Here is a 15844-nt window from a genome sequence, read left to right on the forward strand (position 1 = left end):
CTGCCCCTCCTGATAAAATGAGGGGCTTTAAGCCCCTCTCAATTAATATGGCATACCTGTAATCGGGTTAATGCCGCCAGCATGCTGTGCCTGGGGCATGCCCTGCGGCGCGTTACTATAGCCTGCCTGCATAGACGGCTGTGCGTATCCCGGGAATCCCGTTGCAGGTGCCGCTGCAGAAGTCGCAGCCTGCTGTGGAGCGCCAAAGGCCTGCGCAGCGCTTATGGACCCGCCACTGAGTGCCTCTCCATCTTCCAGTTTCTGGACTGGTCCCAGACCGCACCCGATGCCTTTTTTACCGCCAAAGGTATAAGGAAAGAAGTTGACATTTACCCTGCCGTACATACCGCTGTAGACTTCTGACTGATTGATGATGGGATTTCCCATCTTATCCACCACCTCCGGTGGATAGTCTGTCTTGCTGCTCGCTGTGAACACCCAGCATCCTTTGCACTCTGGCCCAAAAGGCAGGCCGTCAGACGGACGGGTTCCGTCCCCATCGTGTACGGGCGTAGATACGATAGGCGGGCACTGCCCGTTCCATTTCTCATTTATACCCTTCTGCTTAGCCGCTTCAATGGCGGCATTGATACGGCCCATGGTATCTACATCCGTTTTTGGTACGAGGACAGTCACCTGATACTTTTCTTCCTGTCCCGGCTGGTAAGCGTAGGGTTTAAACACATGCACATAGCTCAGTCTTACTTTTCCAGTTGTTACATTACATAAATTCTCCATATTATTTTTCCTCTCTTCTTTTAGATTGATTTTCCTTATCTTTTTGAACTATAATCGGAAGATAAGGAGGTAGATATATTGAAACGCATTGAGTATCTTTTACGGTATCTCGGAGAGCCCTATGATATCGTGAATTTTGATGGCGAAGATTGCATACACCGCATATTTGCCAATTATGAATTCGAGGTCTCCGGAACAAGTCTTAAATATAGCACTCTGTATGTGTGGACTTTAGTCCCCAAGGAAGTGATCGCGATATATAAGAACATCCCAACTGAAAATCTTAAGGACGTTCTGGGTTATTATGCATCCATATACCAAAATCTGCCCTGTCAAATCCAGGTCGAACGCCAAGATATAGAAGTATAATACCCAAGTCCCTTCTAGAGAGCCCTTTCTCTTTGATGACCCTGTCCAGTTCTGCGAGCTCCGCAGGGTCATCTGTCTTTAACTCGAATCTTCTAAGCTCACCATCCGCAAAGTTCTTTTCATACACTCTGAGTACCCTCCTTAAACGCCTCTGCGGCGGTCACTTTGTTTGAGATCGCATCTCTTTTATCGGATCCCTTTACCAAAGTTGGCTTTCCGGGGTTCTTGATCACCAGGTCCCCGACAGAATCCGTGAAATCTTTCTTTCCTACCAACTTCTCTACCTGGGCTAATGTCAGCGGTTTCTTCTCCCACAGCATGGCCTCTTCCGTGACCCCGCTCTTGACAAGCCTCTCAAAAGCCGTATCCATGTCTGTCCAGTCCCTAGAACCTCTACCCTCAACAGCTTTCCATCCGGGCACTTCTTTGCCTGCCAGGCATTCTGACAACGCCCATTCCTGCAGATCCTTTTGGTACTTCACCACGTCTTCCAGTGCCTCCAGGCGCTTCCCTGCCTCTTCTGCAGTGATGAGTGGCGGAAGCTCCCCGATTTCAAATGCCTGTTTGACGTTGTGATCAGATCTCGCCCTGCACTGCGCTTTTGCCCTACAGAATTTACAGATATCTGTGCCAGGCTTAAAATCACCTTTTCCATCCCACGCAAGCGCAGCTTTCTTTTTTGCATACTCCCCAAACGCCAACAGCTCCGTTAGAGAAGTCTCCCACTCAGAATTGTTATCAATACGTGGCTGCACCACGGACATCCTGATGCGTTCTATTGGATAAAGGAGTTTATAAGCCTCATAGGCCCCCAGTGCATATAATGCTAACTGCGGATTTCCCTCCGCACTTACAGGAACACCCTTTCCGTATTTAAAATCTACAACATGGATAGTGCCCCCGCCAATCAGGATGCAATCGGCTGTTCCAAACCCCCCGGTGACATAAGCACTGAAATCCACCTGCTTCTCGATCGCCACATAGGGCACTGTGATAAATGCCAAAGCAATACTCTTTATGTAGTCCAGGTATTCATCCGTGTACCCCATCATTTCATCCCGCCAAAGTTCCTTCTCTTTTTGCTTTTTGATAAAGCTTGTCAGCTTCCGTTTGCTAAGATCCGCAGGGTAAAAATAATTCCGCACTTTCGCTTCCGCCAGCTCATGGGCCAGAGTACCTTCAGCCGCCGCCTCAGAAGAGGTATCCGGAAACTGCTCCTCCAGTCTTGCGCTGGGGGTGCACACCAGCCACCTGTGCGCCCCCGATGCACTCAGCAGTGCATGTTCTCTTTCTTTATGCCCCATTAGATCTGCGCCCCTTTCTCGCGCAATGCAGTTGCAAAGGCGCCGTACTTCTCCGGCTGCAATTCCGGAAGAGAATTTACGCCAAAAGCTACTAACAGCGCCTGCAGTTCCGCCTGCCGTCCGGTATCCATTAATGTCATAGCTGCCCTTGCCAGATCATCCAGTGTGTAACTTGGTGTGGTCGTTGGTACTGACTGCTGAACTGGTGGCTGCTGCGTTGGCGTCTGCTGTACTGGTGGCGTAATCTGTTGTGCTGGAACCTGCTGCACCGGTGGTGTAGTCTGCTGTACCTGTGCTGGTACCTGCTGTATCGGCGGCATGGCCTGCTGCACTGGTAACTGCTGCGGTTGCGCAGCACCCTGGATCGGCGCTCCGTTCTTTCCGGCTGATATGCCCATGATTGCCTCCGCAAGTTCTTTTAATCCCGGAATATTAATCGTAACTTCAAACATTTGTTGTCCTCCTTATGATATTATTATTTATTTACAACATAGGCCTGTCTCCAGAAACCTTTATTGTCCTGGTTTTCTAACCGATTCTTAGACATGAACTTTCCGTACCGAATTATCCCAAATTTTTTGATCTTTTCATCCCGGTCGGTCACTATCTTTCTGACCAGCTCGTCCATTTCTTTTGCAGGAAAATAGTATCGGTCAAACTTGTCCACACAATGTATCCGATCCGATATATGTTTTCCGATGTTATATCTGTATTTCAGATAGCTCTTGCCACGGTGGTTAGATATTCTGATGCTGTTGCACACGCCATAATCTAGCTTTAAATAGATGCTGCTTGTTGAATAAGCATCATATCGCTGGATTGTGAACCCACATTTTAAAAGTTCCGACTGCAGATGATCTGCTATTTTCTGTTCTTCTGACATGATCCTGCTCCTCCCAGTCAGATACTCTGTCTCAGCTTCTGAAGTCCTGAACGGTAATAATGGCTTGTCATACTCTGTGACACCCCTATGATGTCCGCTGCTTCAGCCTGCTTCAACCCCTGAAAGAATACCAGCCAGACAGCTTTCTTTTCATTTTCTTCCAGTCCTTCGATCATCATCTGTATTTCTGCCTCAGCAAACCCATTTTTCTTATCCTCCAGCACATCAGCCAGGGTACATAAACCGTCTGCGATCGGACTATTAAGTGAGACCTGGTTTTGCTGTTTTCTCTGTCGACGCACTTCCTGCAGGATCTCATTCCTCATAATCGTGATCGCAAGACTTGAAAATTTGTACCCACGATCTTTGTCATAATCTCTTGCTGCTTTCACGAGTCCCAGTAATGCCAAAGCTTGTAGATCCTCTATCTCTATCCCTGTGCTTTTCATACTCCAGGCCACACTGTAGGCCAGTTTTATATTGTTTAAGATAAGATCTTCGTCTTTCATTTGACTTTTCCTCCGTATCTACCCTATAATGAGGGTGTGATAATTTATTGAGTCCCTGATTGCTTCCCGGCGCCAGGGGCTTTTTCAGTGAGTGTAAAACGATGGCAGGATTCCGAATAGGTCTTCATGTTGCCGATTTCTGCCTTAAAGCCATTATCTCCATCGCTCACACATCTGTAATGACTACCCGTGTCATCCTCAATCCACACGGCATGACAAGTTGTCTTTGTTCCCAATGCTATAGTAACAATGTCAAGAGCATTGTTTTTGGCAATCAGCTCCAACACTCTTAAATGCGGGGCCATTTCCTTGCATATTTCTATCCATTTTTCTTTTGTCATGCTTTCTCCTCCTTGCTATCTTTTCTCCAATTTCCCGCACTCACTAACGCGGTGGAACTGATTTGCAAAGTCAAGTATCGCATTTCGGGCTGTTATATACTCTGGGTCATCACAATCCAGCTTGCAAAAGTGGTATGCCAATTGCACGGCAATACGCTTGCACACCTTGACCGCAAGACTTCCGCACCACAATGGCCAGCACGCAAAGTCCAGGTCGGCTCTTCTCAGGTCGGCTCCGCTCAGGTCGGCTTCACTCAGGTCGGCTCCGCTCAGGTCGGCTCTTCTCAGGTCGGCTTCACTCAGGTCGGCTCTTCTCAGGTCGGCTCTTACACCGCCATCTTCTCCGGCTAACCATTTCTTATGCTTTTTTAATATTTCCTGTAATTCTTCCTTGTACATGATTTTTCCTCCTCTTATTTCCTTGGTCTCGTGCTACTTCAAATCCAACCATCAGCAGCACAAATATAAATATGTAACACATAACTGCCTGCGGTGCATCCCGTGGCTGCCACCATCCCGTCATAGCTGCCAGCGCTGTACAGATTGCGGCGTCTTTTATGGTGTTATAGTGCATGGGCTTGTCCCTCCTTTCCCGCCTTATCCGGCGGCTTCTCTTCTGTAAAATCCGATGATGAGTTTTGATACTTCATCCACGACCTTTTGCTTCTCTTCTTCGGTTTTGTTTTTTGAAAAATCATCATGTATCCGGATCACTCCAGAACCATATTTAATGGTTTTTATGATCACACAACCACCTCCTTGATGGTATAGTATGTAATGCTACTTGTACTTGTTCCTGGCCCCTTTTTGTCTTATACTGTACTTACAGGCGCTGGTATGCCGAGTACAAATGAAAGGATTATTTATATGATTGACTTAAGCAAAAAGCAGTATAAAATGCTCTGCAAAATCAAGAGATATGGGGCTATTGAGAAATCTTCTCTCTCTGATAATGAACTTACAATTTGCCAATACTTATTAGCAAAAGATTGTTTATTGGCAAGCCATCAAACAGTTGCAAATTTCAACAAAATTCAAACCATAAAAAATCTCCCGCCGCAAATAAGGCTAAATCAAACAGGAGAAGCCCAAATATACGCTTTTCGTTCGACTTTTTACAAATGGTGGATTCCCGTTGTAATTTCACTTATCTCTCTGCTCATATCAATAACCACACCAATAATCCAAGCATGGCTATAATTAAAGATATCAAGCTAAGGAACAACGGAAAATTCGGGTAACGTAATCTAAAACAAAGGCGTTTATCTGGATTTTCCTTTTTATAATTTTTTCGTTCATCCCGTGTCAGCGATCTACTTATGCTAACTATAGTTACTCTTTTCACCTTCGCTCTTACCTCCAGAATTTAAACTATTTCTTTTCATCAATTTTATTAAGTATTACGGTCACAATACTTCCGATGGAAGCCAAAGAAATCACAATACATAAAATAGCAAATACAGCATCTCCCATCTTCATATCACCTCATTTACTATTGACACAAATGTTTACATTTTCTTCCTTGTCTTCTATACTGTAAGTACAGGCCCCGCCAGGCTAAGTACATAAGAAAGGAGATTACAATTATGAAGCTGAATCCCGACTGTGTTAGAGACATATTATTAACAGCAGAAGAAAATTGTGATTTTTTAAGTCCCTGGGACTTCCATAAGGGCGATTCTATTGACCGCTTAAACAGCTACTCACATGAAGAAATCGCTTATCACATACGACAGTGTGAACTATCCCGATTATTAGAGGCTGTCGAATATTGTGATGGCGGTGATTGGATTACCATTACGGATTTAACCCCTGATGGGCATAAATTTCTCGCAGATATTCGTTCGGACACTGTTTGGAAAGACGTGAAAGAAGTTAGTCAAAAAGTCGGTTCTTCCTCTCTTTCTTCACTTTCCCAAATTGCGACTGGTATAATTTCTGCAATAATTAAATCTCATCTTGGAATTACATAAAGAGACGTTTTACTACATACGTGGTACATTCTTTCATCTCTGTCTCATTTGGAAGACTGTACCCCTTTTTTTTGATGTAATAAATTATCGCAGTGCATGATATATACCTTGTCAACCATCCGGCTGCGGATATCACTGTTGTAATGGCAAATAACAATGCCCACACTCATTTCACCTCCTCATTTCTTATTGACACAATTGTTTACAATTTCTTTCATATCTCCTATAATCTAGGTACAGGCGCTGGCACGCCGAGTACGAATGAAAGGAGAATACCAATGACCGAAAACCAACAAAAGTTATACGATTTTCTTAAATCAAAAGGTGGTTCCGCGCATCTAATGGACTGCGCTATGCGGTTAGATATCTCCGATGAGGAATTACAACTCGCGGTAAACACACTGGTACAGTCTGGTATCATTTCAAAAGATGCATATGTCCAACCTACTCTAAGGATTATTTAATCTCACATGGCCGCCGATTCATGGCGGTCATTTCATGTAATCCGGTATCTCAGTCATATCAAAGATACTCACATCAATTTCTAATGTTAGCATCGGGGGGTTATCGCACGGCGGAACCTCGAGCTTTAAGCTTTTGACTCCGTATAACTCTTTCCCGTTGAGCACTATGCTGGTCATGTTACCCAGTTCCGTACGCCTATAATCAATCCTTAATCCCGGGTATGGTAATTTGATTTCTTCCTTCACTTTTCCACCTCCTCATTTCTCATTGACACAAACACATGTTCATGGTATATTTACTTTATCGAACATAAGTTTGTATTACTGGCGTTTAAACAGATATTCCATATCGTATTTCGGAAAAAATACCTTATGGATTTTGCACGCATCATCAAAATAAAAGCCTTTTTTAGTAACTCCGTTGACAATGTCACTAACAGTTTGGTATCTGCATTCTAGCAATTCACCCATCTGTGCAAAAGTAATTTTTTCAGCTTTCATTAATTCGAGTAAATGAATGTACAATGTTTTCACCTCCTTGTAATTCGTAATTCCGAATTTCATAATTGGATTATATTCCTTACTCGGTATTTTGTCAACACAAAATATACTGAATTACGAATTTATTCGGTTTAACGAATATTTGTTATTTACAAAATATCATTTTTCGTATATAATGTAGTTATACGGAAATGAGGTGAAAATGCATGGAAAAAGCCAAAATACTTGAACACTTAATTAAAGAACAAGGGTATAGTTTAAAGGCTTTTGCTGAAAAATGTGGAATGCCATATACTACATTGTACGGAATTTTGAAAAAAGGTGTTGGGCGTGCAAGCGTTGATAACGTTATACAAATATGCCAGAATCTTGGCATCACTGTTGAAGAGCTCGAAGAGATGGCTACCGGAGAAAAACAAAAATACGAGCCGTCGTATGATGACGTTGAACGCCTCATTGCCAGAAATGGGAAACAGATGTCTAAAGAACAGAAATTACGCCTGATACAGCTTTTGTCCGAAATAATTGAATAATTCTGGAGGACAAAATGAATTCTGAAAAACTCCATCAAAAAGTTTGGGAAGTCTGTACAGAGTGCGGAATTAAAGACTTCCCATTTGATTGCATCGCTGTCCTGAAACATTATGGGTTTAAAGTATTTACATACGAGCAGGCAAGATACCTGCGCCCTGAGTTATATGCCCTATGTCTGGATATGTCAGATGATGCATTTTCGGATAAAATTTTAAAGGTCGTGTTTTATAATGATAAACTCTGTATACAACGTATCCGCTTTTCATTAATGCATGAATTAGGCCACTTTTTACTGGGCCATGAAACGGAAAGCAGAGAAAATGAATCGGAAGCGGACGCCTTTGCTGCCAACCTTTTAGCACCTGAGGCACTGATAAAGTACAAAAATTTCCACAGTGCCCCGTCTATCAGCAGTTATTTTGGAATTTCAATAGCTGCTGCCAACCATATAATGATGCGGACAAAATACCGCTCTTTCTGGAGCACAGATAAGTATGAGGCTAAGCTTTTGGCTTACCTATACCCAAATTCCTCGAGGATTCATTTTGGAGAGGATGGTATTGTAACGTCCGTTAAATTTGATAACATATATTATCTGGTTAATAATTGAAAGGGAGGACAAATATATGACATATAAAGAATTTTTAACATACTTGGAAGAAAATTTTGACGGATACGTGGTATTTATGGAAAAGGCCACGAAATTTCAGGAGACAAAAAATCAGAAAAGACCGGCTAAAAGCCGTTGGAAAGAGGCTAAGGTGGAGAAAGCGGTCCGTGAGATGTGGAACAAAGCCATGCAGCCACTCTATGACAATCTGAAACGAGAAATAAAATCAGGTATCCCTTATAAGTGGATAGAGTACATAGAGCAGCATGAGGTGCTGGAAGGACTTCGGGATACAATGGCGGATTTGAGTTTTGGAGACATGGATTAGATAAAAAGGAGGGGTTTTTATGAAGATAAGATTTGCTGTCTTGATCAGCATTTTATCCGTAACACTCATGTCAGGATGTGGCTTTAATACAACTGTCGAAGACAAGGAACAAGAGGCTTTTGACAAAAGAATGGATGAATTAGATAAATCCATCAAAGAAAATCAAGCCTCCATTGATGAGCTTGGAAAATCCATCGAAGAAAAGGCCGAATATATTGACTCAATAGGGAGTGAGAATGAAAAACTAAACCCCGAAGAGGACAAAGATGAGTGCTCAGTATTTGACTTTTCATATCAAGATTTTATAAAAAATCTAACAACTAATCTTGAAAGTGTAGGCATATCCACTGGCGAAACAAAGTACTTGGACTCTGTTACCTTTATAACGATTATACTACCGGATAATTCATCCGGAACTATAAAAGTATTATCAGATGATTCACAAAATGTATCCTGCATTATTGTCCCCATAGAGCTAGTTAGCGACGATATACTTGCAGCCATTACAGAAATTATTGACAACACTATCTCAGTGACAAAAGAGGATATTGACTCTGGCCCTTACACTGTTAATGGTGTCTTATATTTATCGAACGACCGCACACTTAGCATATTACCTGATGAGTAGATGTAGATTAATCCGCTTCGGCGTTTTAATAAAATATATTTATGAGGAGGATTCTTATGAAGAAAAAGATTGTAACACTATTTCTAACAGCTGTTTTATGCGCATTTGCTACAAGCTGCGGAAATAATGCAAGCGAACCAAAGGCTAATGACACGACAGCAAAGGAGGAAGTAAAAGAACCTACTGATCTGACTGGTACTTGGGTCTCAGAAGAAAATGATGGGTCTTATCAGGAGGCTATAATCACTGAAAACACTATTGAGATAAACTGGGTATCAGATGGGGGTAAAACAAAATCAATTTATTGGATTGGATCATATGAAGCACCCGCTGATTCCACAGATAAGTATTCGTGGACATCTGAAAAAGATAAAGAAAAAACAGATTCGGCGTTATTAGCATCGCAGGATGACACGAAAAGTTTTACATATGAGGATAAGAAAATAAGCTACGAAGTTTCGGTCATGGGGACTACCAGCACAATGGAACTTTCACAAGTCTCAAAAGATATTCCTGAAAATCCCGTATCAGAAGAAGAACCACAGGCCGAAACAGCCGGTAATGAGGCACCTGACTCTCAAAGCCAACAGTCTGAAGCATCATACGAAGTTACATATCAAAATATTTCATTCCACCAGGATATTATTGGAAATATATGGTCTCAGGCAATCGTCGAGGTGGCAAATACCGGAAATAATGATTTATACTTAGACCGCAGCTCCTACGAACTTGTGTCTGAGGATGGAACCATTATCCACACAACAAGTAATACATTTACTCCATATCCGCAAATATTATCACCTGGTGAAAAAGGCTACTACTATGAAGAAACTAGTATGGATGCTGGAACTCCTACTGAAGGGATATCTATTACCCCGCATATCAGTGCTCAAGCCTCAAAAAATCAAATTGTCCGTTTAGAGGTAAGTGCCACCGAAATATATGATAAAGAAATGGGAAGTATTGATCTACACGGAAAAATTAAAAATACTACAGGCGCGGAGCAAAGCAATATAAATGTCGTTGCTATTCTTTTTGATGGAAACGGGCAGCCCATAGGGCAGCTTTGGACCATACTTATGAATCCTATTCAACCCGATGAAGAAATAGGATTTGAATTAGAACCCATGAATTTACCGGATGATATAACGAAGGCATCTATAGCAGATTATAAGGTTTATGCCTATCCAGAACAGTACCAGTTTTAATCGTAACCCAAATAATTAAACTATAAAAAACCGCCCCAGTGTTACCAGCACCAGGACGGCCTATACCTCCGAAGAGATACGTACATCGCAAATACATTGTATCATCTTCGGAGCAGCCATGCAAGCGGAACAAAAGTTCGCTGGCTGTTATTTTTGTACCTATTTTTACATATTTTACAGAGAGGTGATACAATGAACACACTTGAAAGAGACTGTATCTATTTAAGAAAGTCCCGTGCAGATCGGGAAGCCGAAGCACGCGGAGAGGAGGAAACCCTGGCCCGGCATGAAAGAATCCTGCTTGACCTTGCCAAACGCCGCGGTTGCCACATTGGAGCCATTTACCGGGAAGTAGTATCCGGCGAAACAATATCTGCCCGGCCTGTGATGCAGCGCCTCCTGCAGGAAGTGGAATCTGGTATGTGGGATGGCGTTCTGGTCGTAGAGGTGGAGCGTCTTGCCCGCGGTGATTCTATTGATCAGGGCGTTGTAGCCCGTGCTTTTCAATATTCCGATACAAAAATCATAACCCCGGCAAAGACTTATGATCCCAACAATGAGTTTGATGAGGAGTATTTTGAGTTTGGCCTCTTTATGTCCAGAAGGGAGTACAAGACCATAAAGCGTCGACTGAACGCCGGACGTCTCTCATCTGTGCAGGAAGGCAAATACTGTGGCAATAAACCACCATACGGATACGAGCGTGTGAAGCTGCAGGGGAAGGGGTTCTCTCTCCGGCCGGTCCCTGCCCAGGCCCAAATCGTGCGGTTGATGTATAACTGGTACGCATATGGCGTTAGTGGAGAACGCCTGGGGATGCAGAAAATAGCCAGAAAGTTAAATGAAATGGGGATCCCTACGTTATCGGGCAAACCCTGGTCTCCTGCCACTGTTGTGAACATACTGGATAATCCTGTTTACACCGGAAAGATACGCTGGAACCGTAGAAAAGCGGTAAACAAGATTGAGGACGGAGCTGTCGTAAAGACACGTCCGCGGAGTAATGATTACATAATATCTGATGGTTTACACGAACCCATAATCTCCCAGGAGCTTTATGACCTCGCCCAGTGTTATAGGCAACAAAATCCTCCCAGGCCCATAGGTGTCATGAATGCGGTAAAGAATCCGCTCTCCGGCCTTGTCCACTGTGGGAAATGCGGCCACAGCATGGTAAGGCGGCCTTACGCTAACCGGAAACAGGAAGACACTCTCTTGTGCCCGTATACATCCTGTGACAATGTGAGCAGCCGGCTGTCCCTGGTTGAAAAGGCAGTCATTGCCGGCCTGGCAGAACTGGTACAGAGCTATAAGGTGAATGACACCCTCAATGACAACAACGGAGTGGATATCATAGCGGCAAAGGAAAAAATCCTTGTAGAAAAACGCGCAGAGCTGGATAACCTTACCGCACAGAAAACCAGACAATATGACCTCTTAGAACAAGGGGTATACACAACGGAGATATTCCTGGAACGATCCGGAGCCACGGCAAAACAGATCCGTGATTGTTCCGCAGCCATTGAGCGGATCTCTTCTGAGCTGGATCACGACCGGGAACTCCTTGCACAGAAATTCAACTTCATCCCCAAATGTGAACATCTCTTATCCAATTACTGGGACTGGGACATACCGACCCGGAACTCCGTGCTTAAAGAGCTGATCGAGAGAATCGACTACACAAAAGACAGCAAAAACGGCTTTAAACACGGTGACGAGATCACATTTACTCTGGACATTTACCCCAAAATCCAATAAAAAGCTTATTGATAACCTCTATGTACTGACGAACTGGCTCACATGGAAATGGTAGCCACCATCGTACACCAGCTCACCCGCAACCTGTCCATGGAGGAAATTGAGAAATCAGGCCTCGGCCCCTACTATATTGACCATACCGTAGGCATCTGGCCTCAGGCTGCCGGAGGTGTCCCCTTCAATGCCTGTGAGTTCCAGTCAAAAGGCGATCCTATCACCGATTTATTTGAGGATATGGCAGCAGATGGTACGATTGTGTAAAGACAACATTGAGGTTTTAAAAGATAGTTCCCAATAATCTGGCATACTAGCTGCCAGATATGAGAACTTTAGAAATTCCAATGTATCTCAATAGGTACTTCCTTAGTTACAGGGTCTTTCTTACCGACCAATACATAATCAATCAGCTTTTCAACCGTTTCCCTGTCTAAGTGTTCAAGATTTGTATATTGCTCGATTAACTGTCGTCTGTTATCGCCAATCAGCATTTTTCTTTCAATAACATCAAGCTGTTTCTGCGTATCAATTACCAGTTTTTCGAGCCTTTCTTTTTGTGTTGAGAAGTCTTTAGATAAATCCAAGTAATCAAGTTCGGAAAGAATACCCTTTACCTTATCTAAATATAGTTCACGGATTCCTTTTGTGTATTCCGCAATCTTTTTTTGATAAGCAGCAATCTCCGTTTCCAAAGCTTCTTTTTGACCTCGCAAGTCATTATTGAATTGCACATTTTGTTCAAGCTCATCTTTATCCAGATATTCTGCGGATAACTTATTAAGTTCATCAATCACAGCTTTTTCCAATTTGTCTACTGAAATGAAAGAACCTATACAAGCGTCCTTTGCTACATGGCGGTTAGAACATTGTAAATAATGCTTACCACGATTCTTTGATGAACGCATTGTATAACCACAATTCATACAGCGAGCTTTTCTGGCAAATAAGCCGATTGTGCCAACTGTGAAAGGTTTTGCCTTTTGAGCTACCAATGCTTGAACCCTATCCCATAACTCACGGTCAATAATCGACTCATGTGTACCCTCAACTCTGTACCACTCGTCTTTTGGTCTGGGTTTGTTTTGCTTTGTCTTATAAGAAACGCTGCCATATTTCCCTTGAACCATATTCCCGATATAGATTTCATTCACCAACATATCTGATATGGCAAAATATTTCCATAGGGTACTGTTTTTCGTTTTAGGCTGCTTGTAACGCAAACCATGAAGTCGTTTGTATTCCGTAGGGTTTGATATTCCTCTGTCATTCAGCATACGGGCAATGGCGGTCTTTCCATATCCCTGTGAAAACAGTGTAAAAACTTCTCTGACAACTTCCGCAGCTTCTTCATCAATAATCAAATGCCCTTTTACGTCAGGGTCTTTTTTGTAACCATACAGGGCAAAAGCACCGATATGGTATCCGTTCTTTCTTCTGTCAGTGAGAACGCTTTTAATGTTCTCTGACATATCCTCTAAGTACCACTCATTCACCAGACCATTTATCTGTCTTGATTTCTTATTTCCTTTATTAGCGGTATCTGCATTATCAACAATGCTGATGAAACGAATACCCCAAATAGGGAAAAGACCGTGGATATATTTTTCCACTAATTCTAGTTCTCTGGTAAATCTGGATTGTGTCTTACAAAGGACAATATCAAATTTACGATTCTTTGCGTCCTCCAACAACCTGTTAAATTCTGGTCGTCGTCTGTCAGAACCAGTGTAATCATCATCACTGTATATGTTGTAGACTTCCCAACCATGCTCTAATGAGTATTGAAGTAACATTGACTTTTGATTCTGAATACTGTTACTGTCGTCTGTTTCTGATTGTTTGTTTCTATCTTCCTCTGATAAGCGGCAATAAATAGCAACTCTTGATTTTGATTCTATCATGCTTCGTTCTCCTTTTAGAGAAGACGAAACAAACTATCTCTACATAATGTTATTATAACATCTTGTAGGATAGTTTGTCTATCATCTGGCAGGAGTTGCCTTTCCTTTATTTTTTTCATATTGATTTATCAACTCTATCCATTTTAGAGTAAATGCTTTTGTAAACGCCGCTCTATCACAATTTTTAAAAACATTCTTGCAAACTACCTTTGCGTCATTTGCCATTGAACCACCTCACTACAATATATTTACAAAGTATGCAAAAATGCTTGTACATTATGAAAGAATTTGTCTATAAATAAGAAGTAATCAGATGGCTTTGGAAAGCTCCACTGGAATTTCACCATTCCCATTCTGATGGGTGAACCGTGTCATACGGGTGTATCATTATTCTGATATACAGGTCATGGCAGCAACTTTTCCAACAGTCGCTTACGGATCACTGGCATGGTCGCTCGCTTCTTTATCCCTCCTTTCGTGGGTCATGGCGTTCCAGTCCGTCGGCTCACCGTATATCAAACGTATCTGATTACTTTATTCATTTTTCAAAGAACACTTGTAAAACGGAGCTGGAATGAGGTGATAGAACACTCCGTATATATTCGCTTATTTCACTCTGACTTCAAAACCTAGAATTGCTTTAATAAGAGCAGCTCTGATTCTGCCTTTCAGTTCCATGTCGACCACAATATACATATTTCCGTGTTCATCATAGAACGGGCGTAAACTTGCTTTTGATATGTAAGCGTCATAGTGATTTAATATTTTCTCTATTGCCACTTCGTCGCCATCAGCAGCTAAACTGATTGTGGAGAATAGAGGACACTTTTTTGTAGACTTCATCATGTTATAATTCCTCCTCATACATATCTCTAATGAGCTTTAGTGAACACATTCTGTTTCTATAAACAGAGTTTCTGGAAATATCCAAAATCTCTGCGATTTCTGCGTCTGGTAATTCCAGAAAATAGAACATCAACACAACATTGCGTCGTCTTTCGCTTAATTTTTTGATTGCTTCACATAATTTCTCATCATAGACACGAACTTCTGTACCAAACACATCAAAGGAAGTAAATTCAATCGGGTATTCGTCCGATACACTCAACTGGTTTAATTCCAGCTCTGGTATTTCACAGAAAGATATTTCATGCTTTGCACGTCTGGCAAGTTCTTTGTTGTAGTTCTTTACAGTTCTGCCAATCACCTTACGAGCCAGACAGTCAAATTGAAGTCTTATAGCGTTCTCAAATGAAGAAGGTTTCATAATCTCACCTCCTTTCAAGTTGAAGTTGCTAAAGCGAAAAGGCTTTTTACCTCTTTCCGCACTAACACTCAACACGGAGGGGCGATTTGTAACCCGAATCAGAAAAAAATCAAAAAATTTTTTAAAGTAGCAAAAAAGCACAAGGGCATATAAGAAATGCTGTTCTTGTGCTTTTAAAATTGTTCCTGTTATGTAACGTGAAAAACCACATTCAAGGGTATATTGTGCCGCTGTGAAAGCTAGGATTTTTTTGACAATAACGGATATATTGAAGATTGTCGATTATACAGGTCTTTCAATGCGGCTACCTCCCAAAGCCGCTAACCCAAAACCATTATGTTGTTTTTCTATTGATGGGAAAAGAAAAAGGCGGCTTTTCAACCGCCATCTGGAAAAAGGTATTTTGTGACACGCAAAAACGGTACTGTTGATAGCGGTTTTTTTTATTTGCCGCTATGCAGCACTTTTTAATTGATTTACGCATAATAGGAACTAGTAAACCTTACTATACGTTTTTCTATACCTGTTAGA

The 15844-nt window shown here is 42.2% G+C and carries 23 protein-coding genes and 1 pseudogene; 9 read left to right on the forward strand and 15 right to left on the reverse strand.

The window, feature by feature from the left end:
* Positions 1 to 42: 42 nt before the first annotated feature.
* From BLCOC_RS19125 to BLCOC_RS19170, 10 genes are all read right to left on the reverse strand, one after another.
* Positions 43 to 738, reverse strand: coding sequence for a DUF2815 family protein (locus BLCOC_RS19125; RefSeq protein ID WP_115623082.1), 696 nt, complete (start codon positions 736 to 738; stop codon positions 43 to 45).
* Between the two features lie 283 nt (positions 739 to 1021).
* Entirely contained in the window at positions 1022 to 1234 is a 213-nt protein-coding gene (locus BLCOC_RS19130; RefSeq protein ID WP_018598254.1) for a hypothetical protein, read from the reverse strand.
* Positions 1227 to 2411 carry a DUF2800 domain-containing protein gene (locus BLCOC_RS19135; RefSeq protein ID WP_018598255.1) on the reverse strand — a complete coding sequence of 395 codons (1185 nt, stop codon included), beginning with the start codon at positions 2409 to 2411 and terminating at the stop codon, positions 1227 to 1229. Before BLCOC_RS19135 ends, BLCOC_RS19130 begins: the two co-directional genes overlap by 8 nt.
* A complete protein-coding gene (locus BLCOC_RS19140; RefSeq protein WP_018598256.1) occupies positions 2411 to 2863 on the reverse strand; it encodes a hypothetical protein in 453 nt (150 codons plus the stop codon). Before BLCOC_RS19140 ends, BLCOC_RS19135 begins: the two co-directional genes overlap by 1 nt.
* Positions 2864 to 2886: 23 nt before the next feature.
* On the reverse strand, positions 2887 to 3294 hold the full coding sequence (locus tag BLCOC_RS19145; protein ID WP_018598257.1) for a hypothetical protein: 408 nt from the start codon (positions 3292 to 3294) through the stop codon (positions 2887 to 2889).
* Positions 3295 to 3311: 17 nt separating this feature from the next.
* Complete coding sequence (locus BLCOC_RS19150) at positions 3312 to 3803, reverse strand: sigma-70 family RNA polymerase sigma factor (RefSeq protein ID WP_115623083.1); 492 nt, start codon at positions 3801 to 3803, stop codon at positions 3312 to 3314.
* A gap of 44 nt (positions 3804 to 3847) precedes the next feature.
* Entirely contained in the window at positions 3848 to 4144 is a 297-nt protein-coding gene (locus BLCOC_RS19155) for a hypothetical protein (protein WP_174717620.1), read from the reverse strand.
* Between the two features lie 15 nt (positions 4145 to 4159).
* A complete protein-coding gene (locus BLCOC_RS19160; protein WP_115623084.1) occupies positions 4160 to 4543 on the reverse strand; it encodes a pentapeptide repeat-containing protein in 384 nt (127 codons plus the stop codon).
* Entirely contained in the window at positions 4503 to 4718 is a 216-nt protein-coding gene (locus BLCOC_RS19165; protein WP_018595191.1) for a hypothetical protein, read from the reverse strand. Before BLCOC_RS19165 ends, BLCOC_RS19160 begins: the two co-directional genes overlap by 41 nt.
* 23 nt (positions 4719 to 4741) lie before the next feature.
* On the reverse strand, positions 4742 to 4891 hold the full coding sequence (locus tag BLCOC_RS19170; protein ID WP_018598260.1) for a hypothetical protein: 150 nt from the start codon (positions 4889 to 4891) through the stop codon (positions 4742 to 4744).
* Positions 4892 to 5011: 120 nt separating this feature from the next.
* On the opposite strand from BLCOC_RS19170, the gene BLCOC_RS19175 reads away from it, so the two are divergent.
* Complete coding sequence (locus BLCOC_RS19175; protein WP_131918246.1) at positions 5012 to 5344, forward strand: hypothetical protein; 333 nt, start codon at positions 5012 to 5014, stop codon at positions 5342 to 5344.
* Between the two features lie 386 nt (positions 5345 to 5730).
* Positions 5731 to 6117, forward strand: a complete 387-nt coding sequence (locus BLCOC_RS19180; protein ID WP_018598263.1) for a DUF2513 domain-containing protein — start codon at positions 5731 to 5733, stop codon at positions 6115 to 6117.
* 491 nt (positions 6118 to 6608) lie between these two features.
* Here BLCOC_RS19180 and BLCOC_RS19185 read toward each other — a convergent pair whose 3' ends face one another.
* Complete coding sequence (locus BLCOC_RS19185) at positions 6609 to 6827, reverse strand: hypothetical protein (protein WP_018598266.1); 219 nt, start codon at positions 6825 to 6827, stop codon at positions 6609 to 6611.
* Between the two features lie 461 nt (positions 6828 to 7288).
* On the opposite strand from BLCOC_RS19185, the gene BLCOC_RS19190 reads away from it, so the two are divergent.
* The 7 genes and pseudogenes from BLCOC_RS19190 to BLCOC_RS19220 form a co-directional block, all read left to right on the forward strand.
* A complete protein-coding gene (locus tag BLCOC_RS19190) occupies positions 7289 to 7615 on the forward strand; it encodes a helix-turn-helix domain-containing protein (protein WP_018598268.1) in 327 nt (108 codons plus the stop codon).
* Positions 7616 to 7629: 14 nt separating this feature from the next.
* Complete coding sequence (locus tag BLCOC_RS19195; RefSeq protein WP_018598269.1) at positions 7630 to 8226, forward strand: ImmA/IrrE family metallo-endopeptidase; 597 nt, start codon at positions 7630 to 7632, stop codon at positions 8224 to 8226.
* Positions 8227 to 8242: 16 nt separating this feature from the next.
* Positions 8243 to 8554 carry a hypothetical protein gene (locus BLCOC_RS19200; protein ID WP_018598270.1) on the forward strand — a complete coding sequence of 104 codons (312 nt, stop codon included), beginning with the start codon at positions 8243 to 8245 and terminating at the stop codon, positions 8552 to 8554.
* A gap of 19 nt (positions 8555 to 8573) precedes the next feature.
* The gene (locus tag BLCOC_RS19205) at positions 8574 to 9182 is read left to right on the forward strand and encodes a hypothetical protein (protein WP_018598271.1); all 609 of its coding nucleotides are present in this window, start codon (positions 8574 to 8576) and stop codon (positions 9180 to 9182) included.
* 56 nt (positions 9183 to 9238) lie between these two features.
* The gene (locus BLCOC_RS19210) at positions 9239 to 10390 is read left to right on the forward strand and encodes an FxLYD domain-containing protein (RefSeq protein WP_018598272.1); all 1152 of its coding nucleotides are present in this window, start codon (positions 9239 to 9241) and stop codon (positions 10388 to 10390) included.
* Positions 10391 to 10582: 192 nt separating this feature from the next.
* The gene (locus tag BLCOC_RS19215; RefSeq protein WP_165907140.1) at positions 10583 to 12148 is read left to right on the forward strand and encodes a recombinase family protein; all 1566 of its coding nucleotides are present in this window, start codon (positions 10583 to 10585) and stop codon (positions 12146 to 12148) included.
* A 24-nt stretch (positions 12149 to 12172) separates the two neighbouring features.
* A pseudogene (locus BLCOC_RS19220) lies at positions 12173 to 12394 on the forward strand (manganese catalase family protein); the annotation flags it as partial.
* Positions 12395 to 12477: 83 nt separating this feature from the next.
* Here the strand turns inward: BLCOC_RS19220 and BLCOC_RS19225 are convergent.
* The 4 genes from BLCOC_RS19225 to BLCOC_RS19240 form a co-directional block, all read right to left on the reverse strand.
* A complete protein-coding gene (locus BLCOC_RS19225) occupies positions 12478 to 14046 on the reverse strand; it encodes a recombinase family protein (protein WP_115623087.1) in 1569 nt (522 codons plus the stop codon).
* Positions 14047 to 14127: 81 nt separating this feature from the next.
* Positions 14128 to 14271 carry a hypothetical protein gene (locus BLCOC_RS19230; RefSeq protein WP_016440029.1) on the reverse strand — a complete coding sequence of 48 codons (144 nt, stop codon included), beginning with the start codon at positions 14269 to 14271 and terminating at the stop codon, positions 14128 to 14130.
* 381 nt (positions 14272 to 14652) lie between these two features.
* Complete coding sequence (locus BLCOC_RS19235; RefSeq protein WP_006857574.1) at positions 14653 to 14892, reverse strand: helix-turn-helix domain-containing protein; 240 nt, start codon at positions 14890 to 14892, stop codon at positions 14653 to 14655.
* 1 nt (position 14893) lies between these two features.
* Positions 14894 to 15313 (reverse strand): RNA polymerase sigma factor, encoded by a 420-nt coding sequence (locus BLCOC_RS19240; RefSeq protein WP_115623088.1) that lies wholly within the window; start codon positions 15311 to 15313, stop codon positions 14894 to 14896.
* Between the last annotated feature and the right edge of the window lie 531 nt (positions 15314 to 15844).

It is taken from the genome of Blautia coccoides (assembly GCF_034355335.1).
In the GTDB taxonomy this organism is placed as follows: Bacteria; Bacillota; Clostridia; order Lachnospirales; family Lachnospiraceae; genus Blautia; species Blautia producta.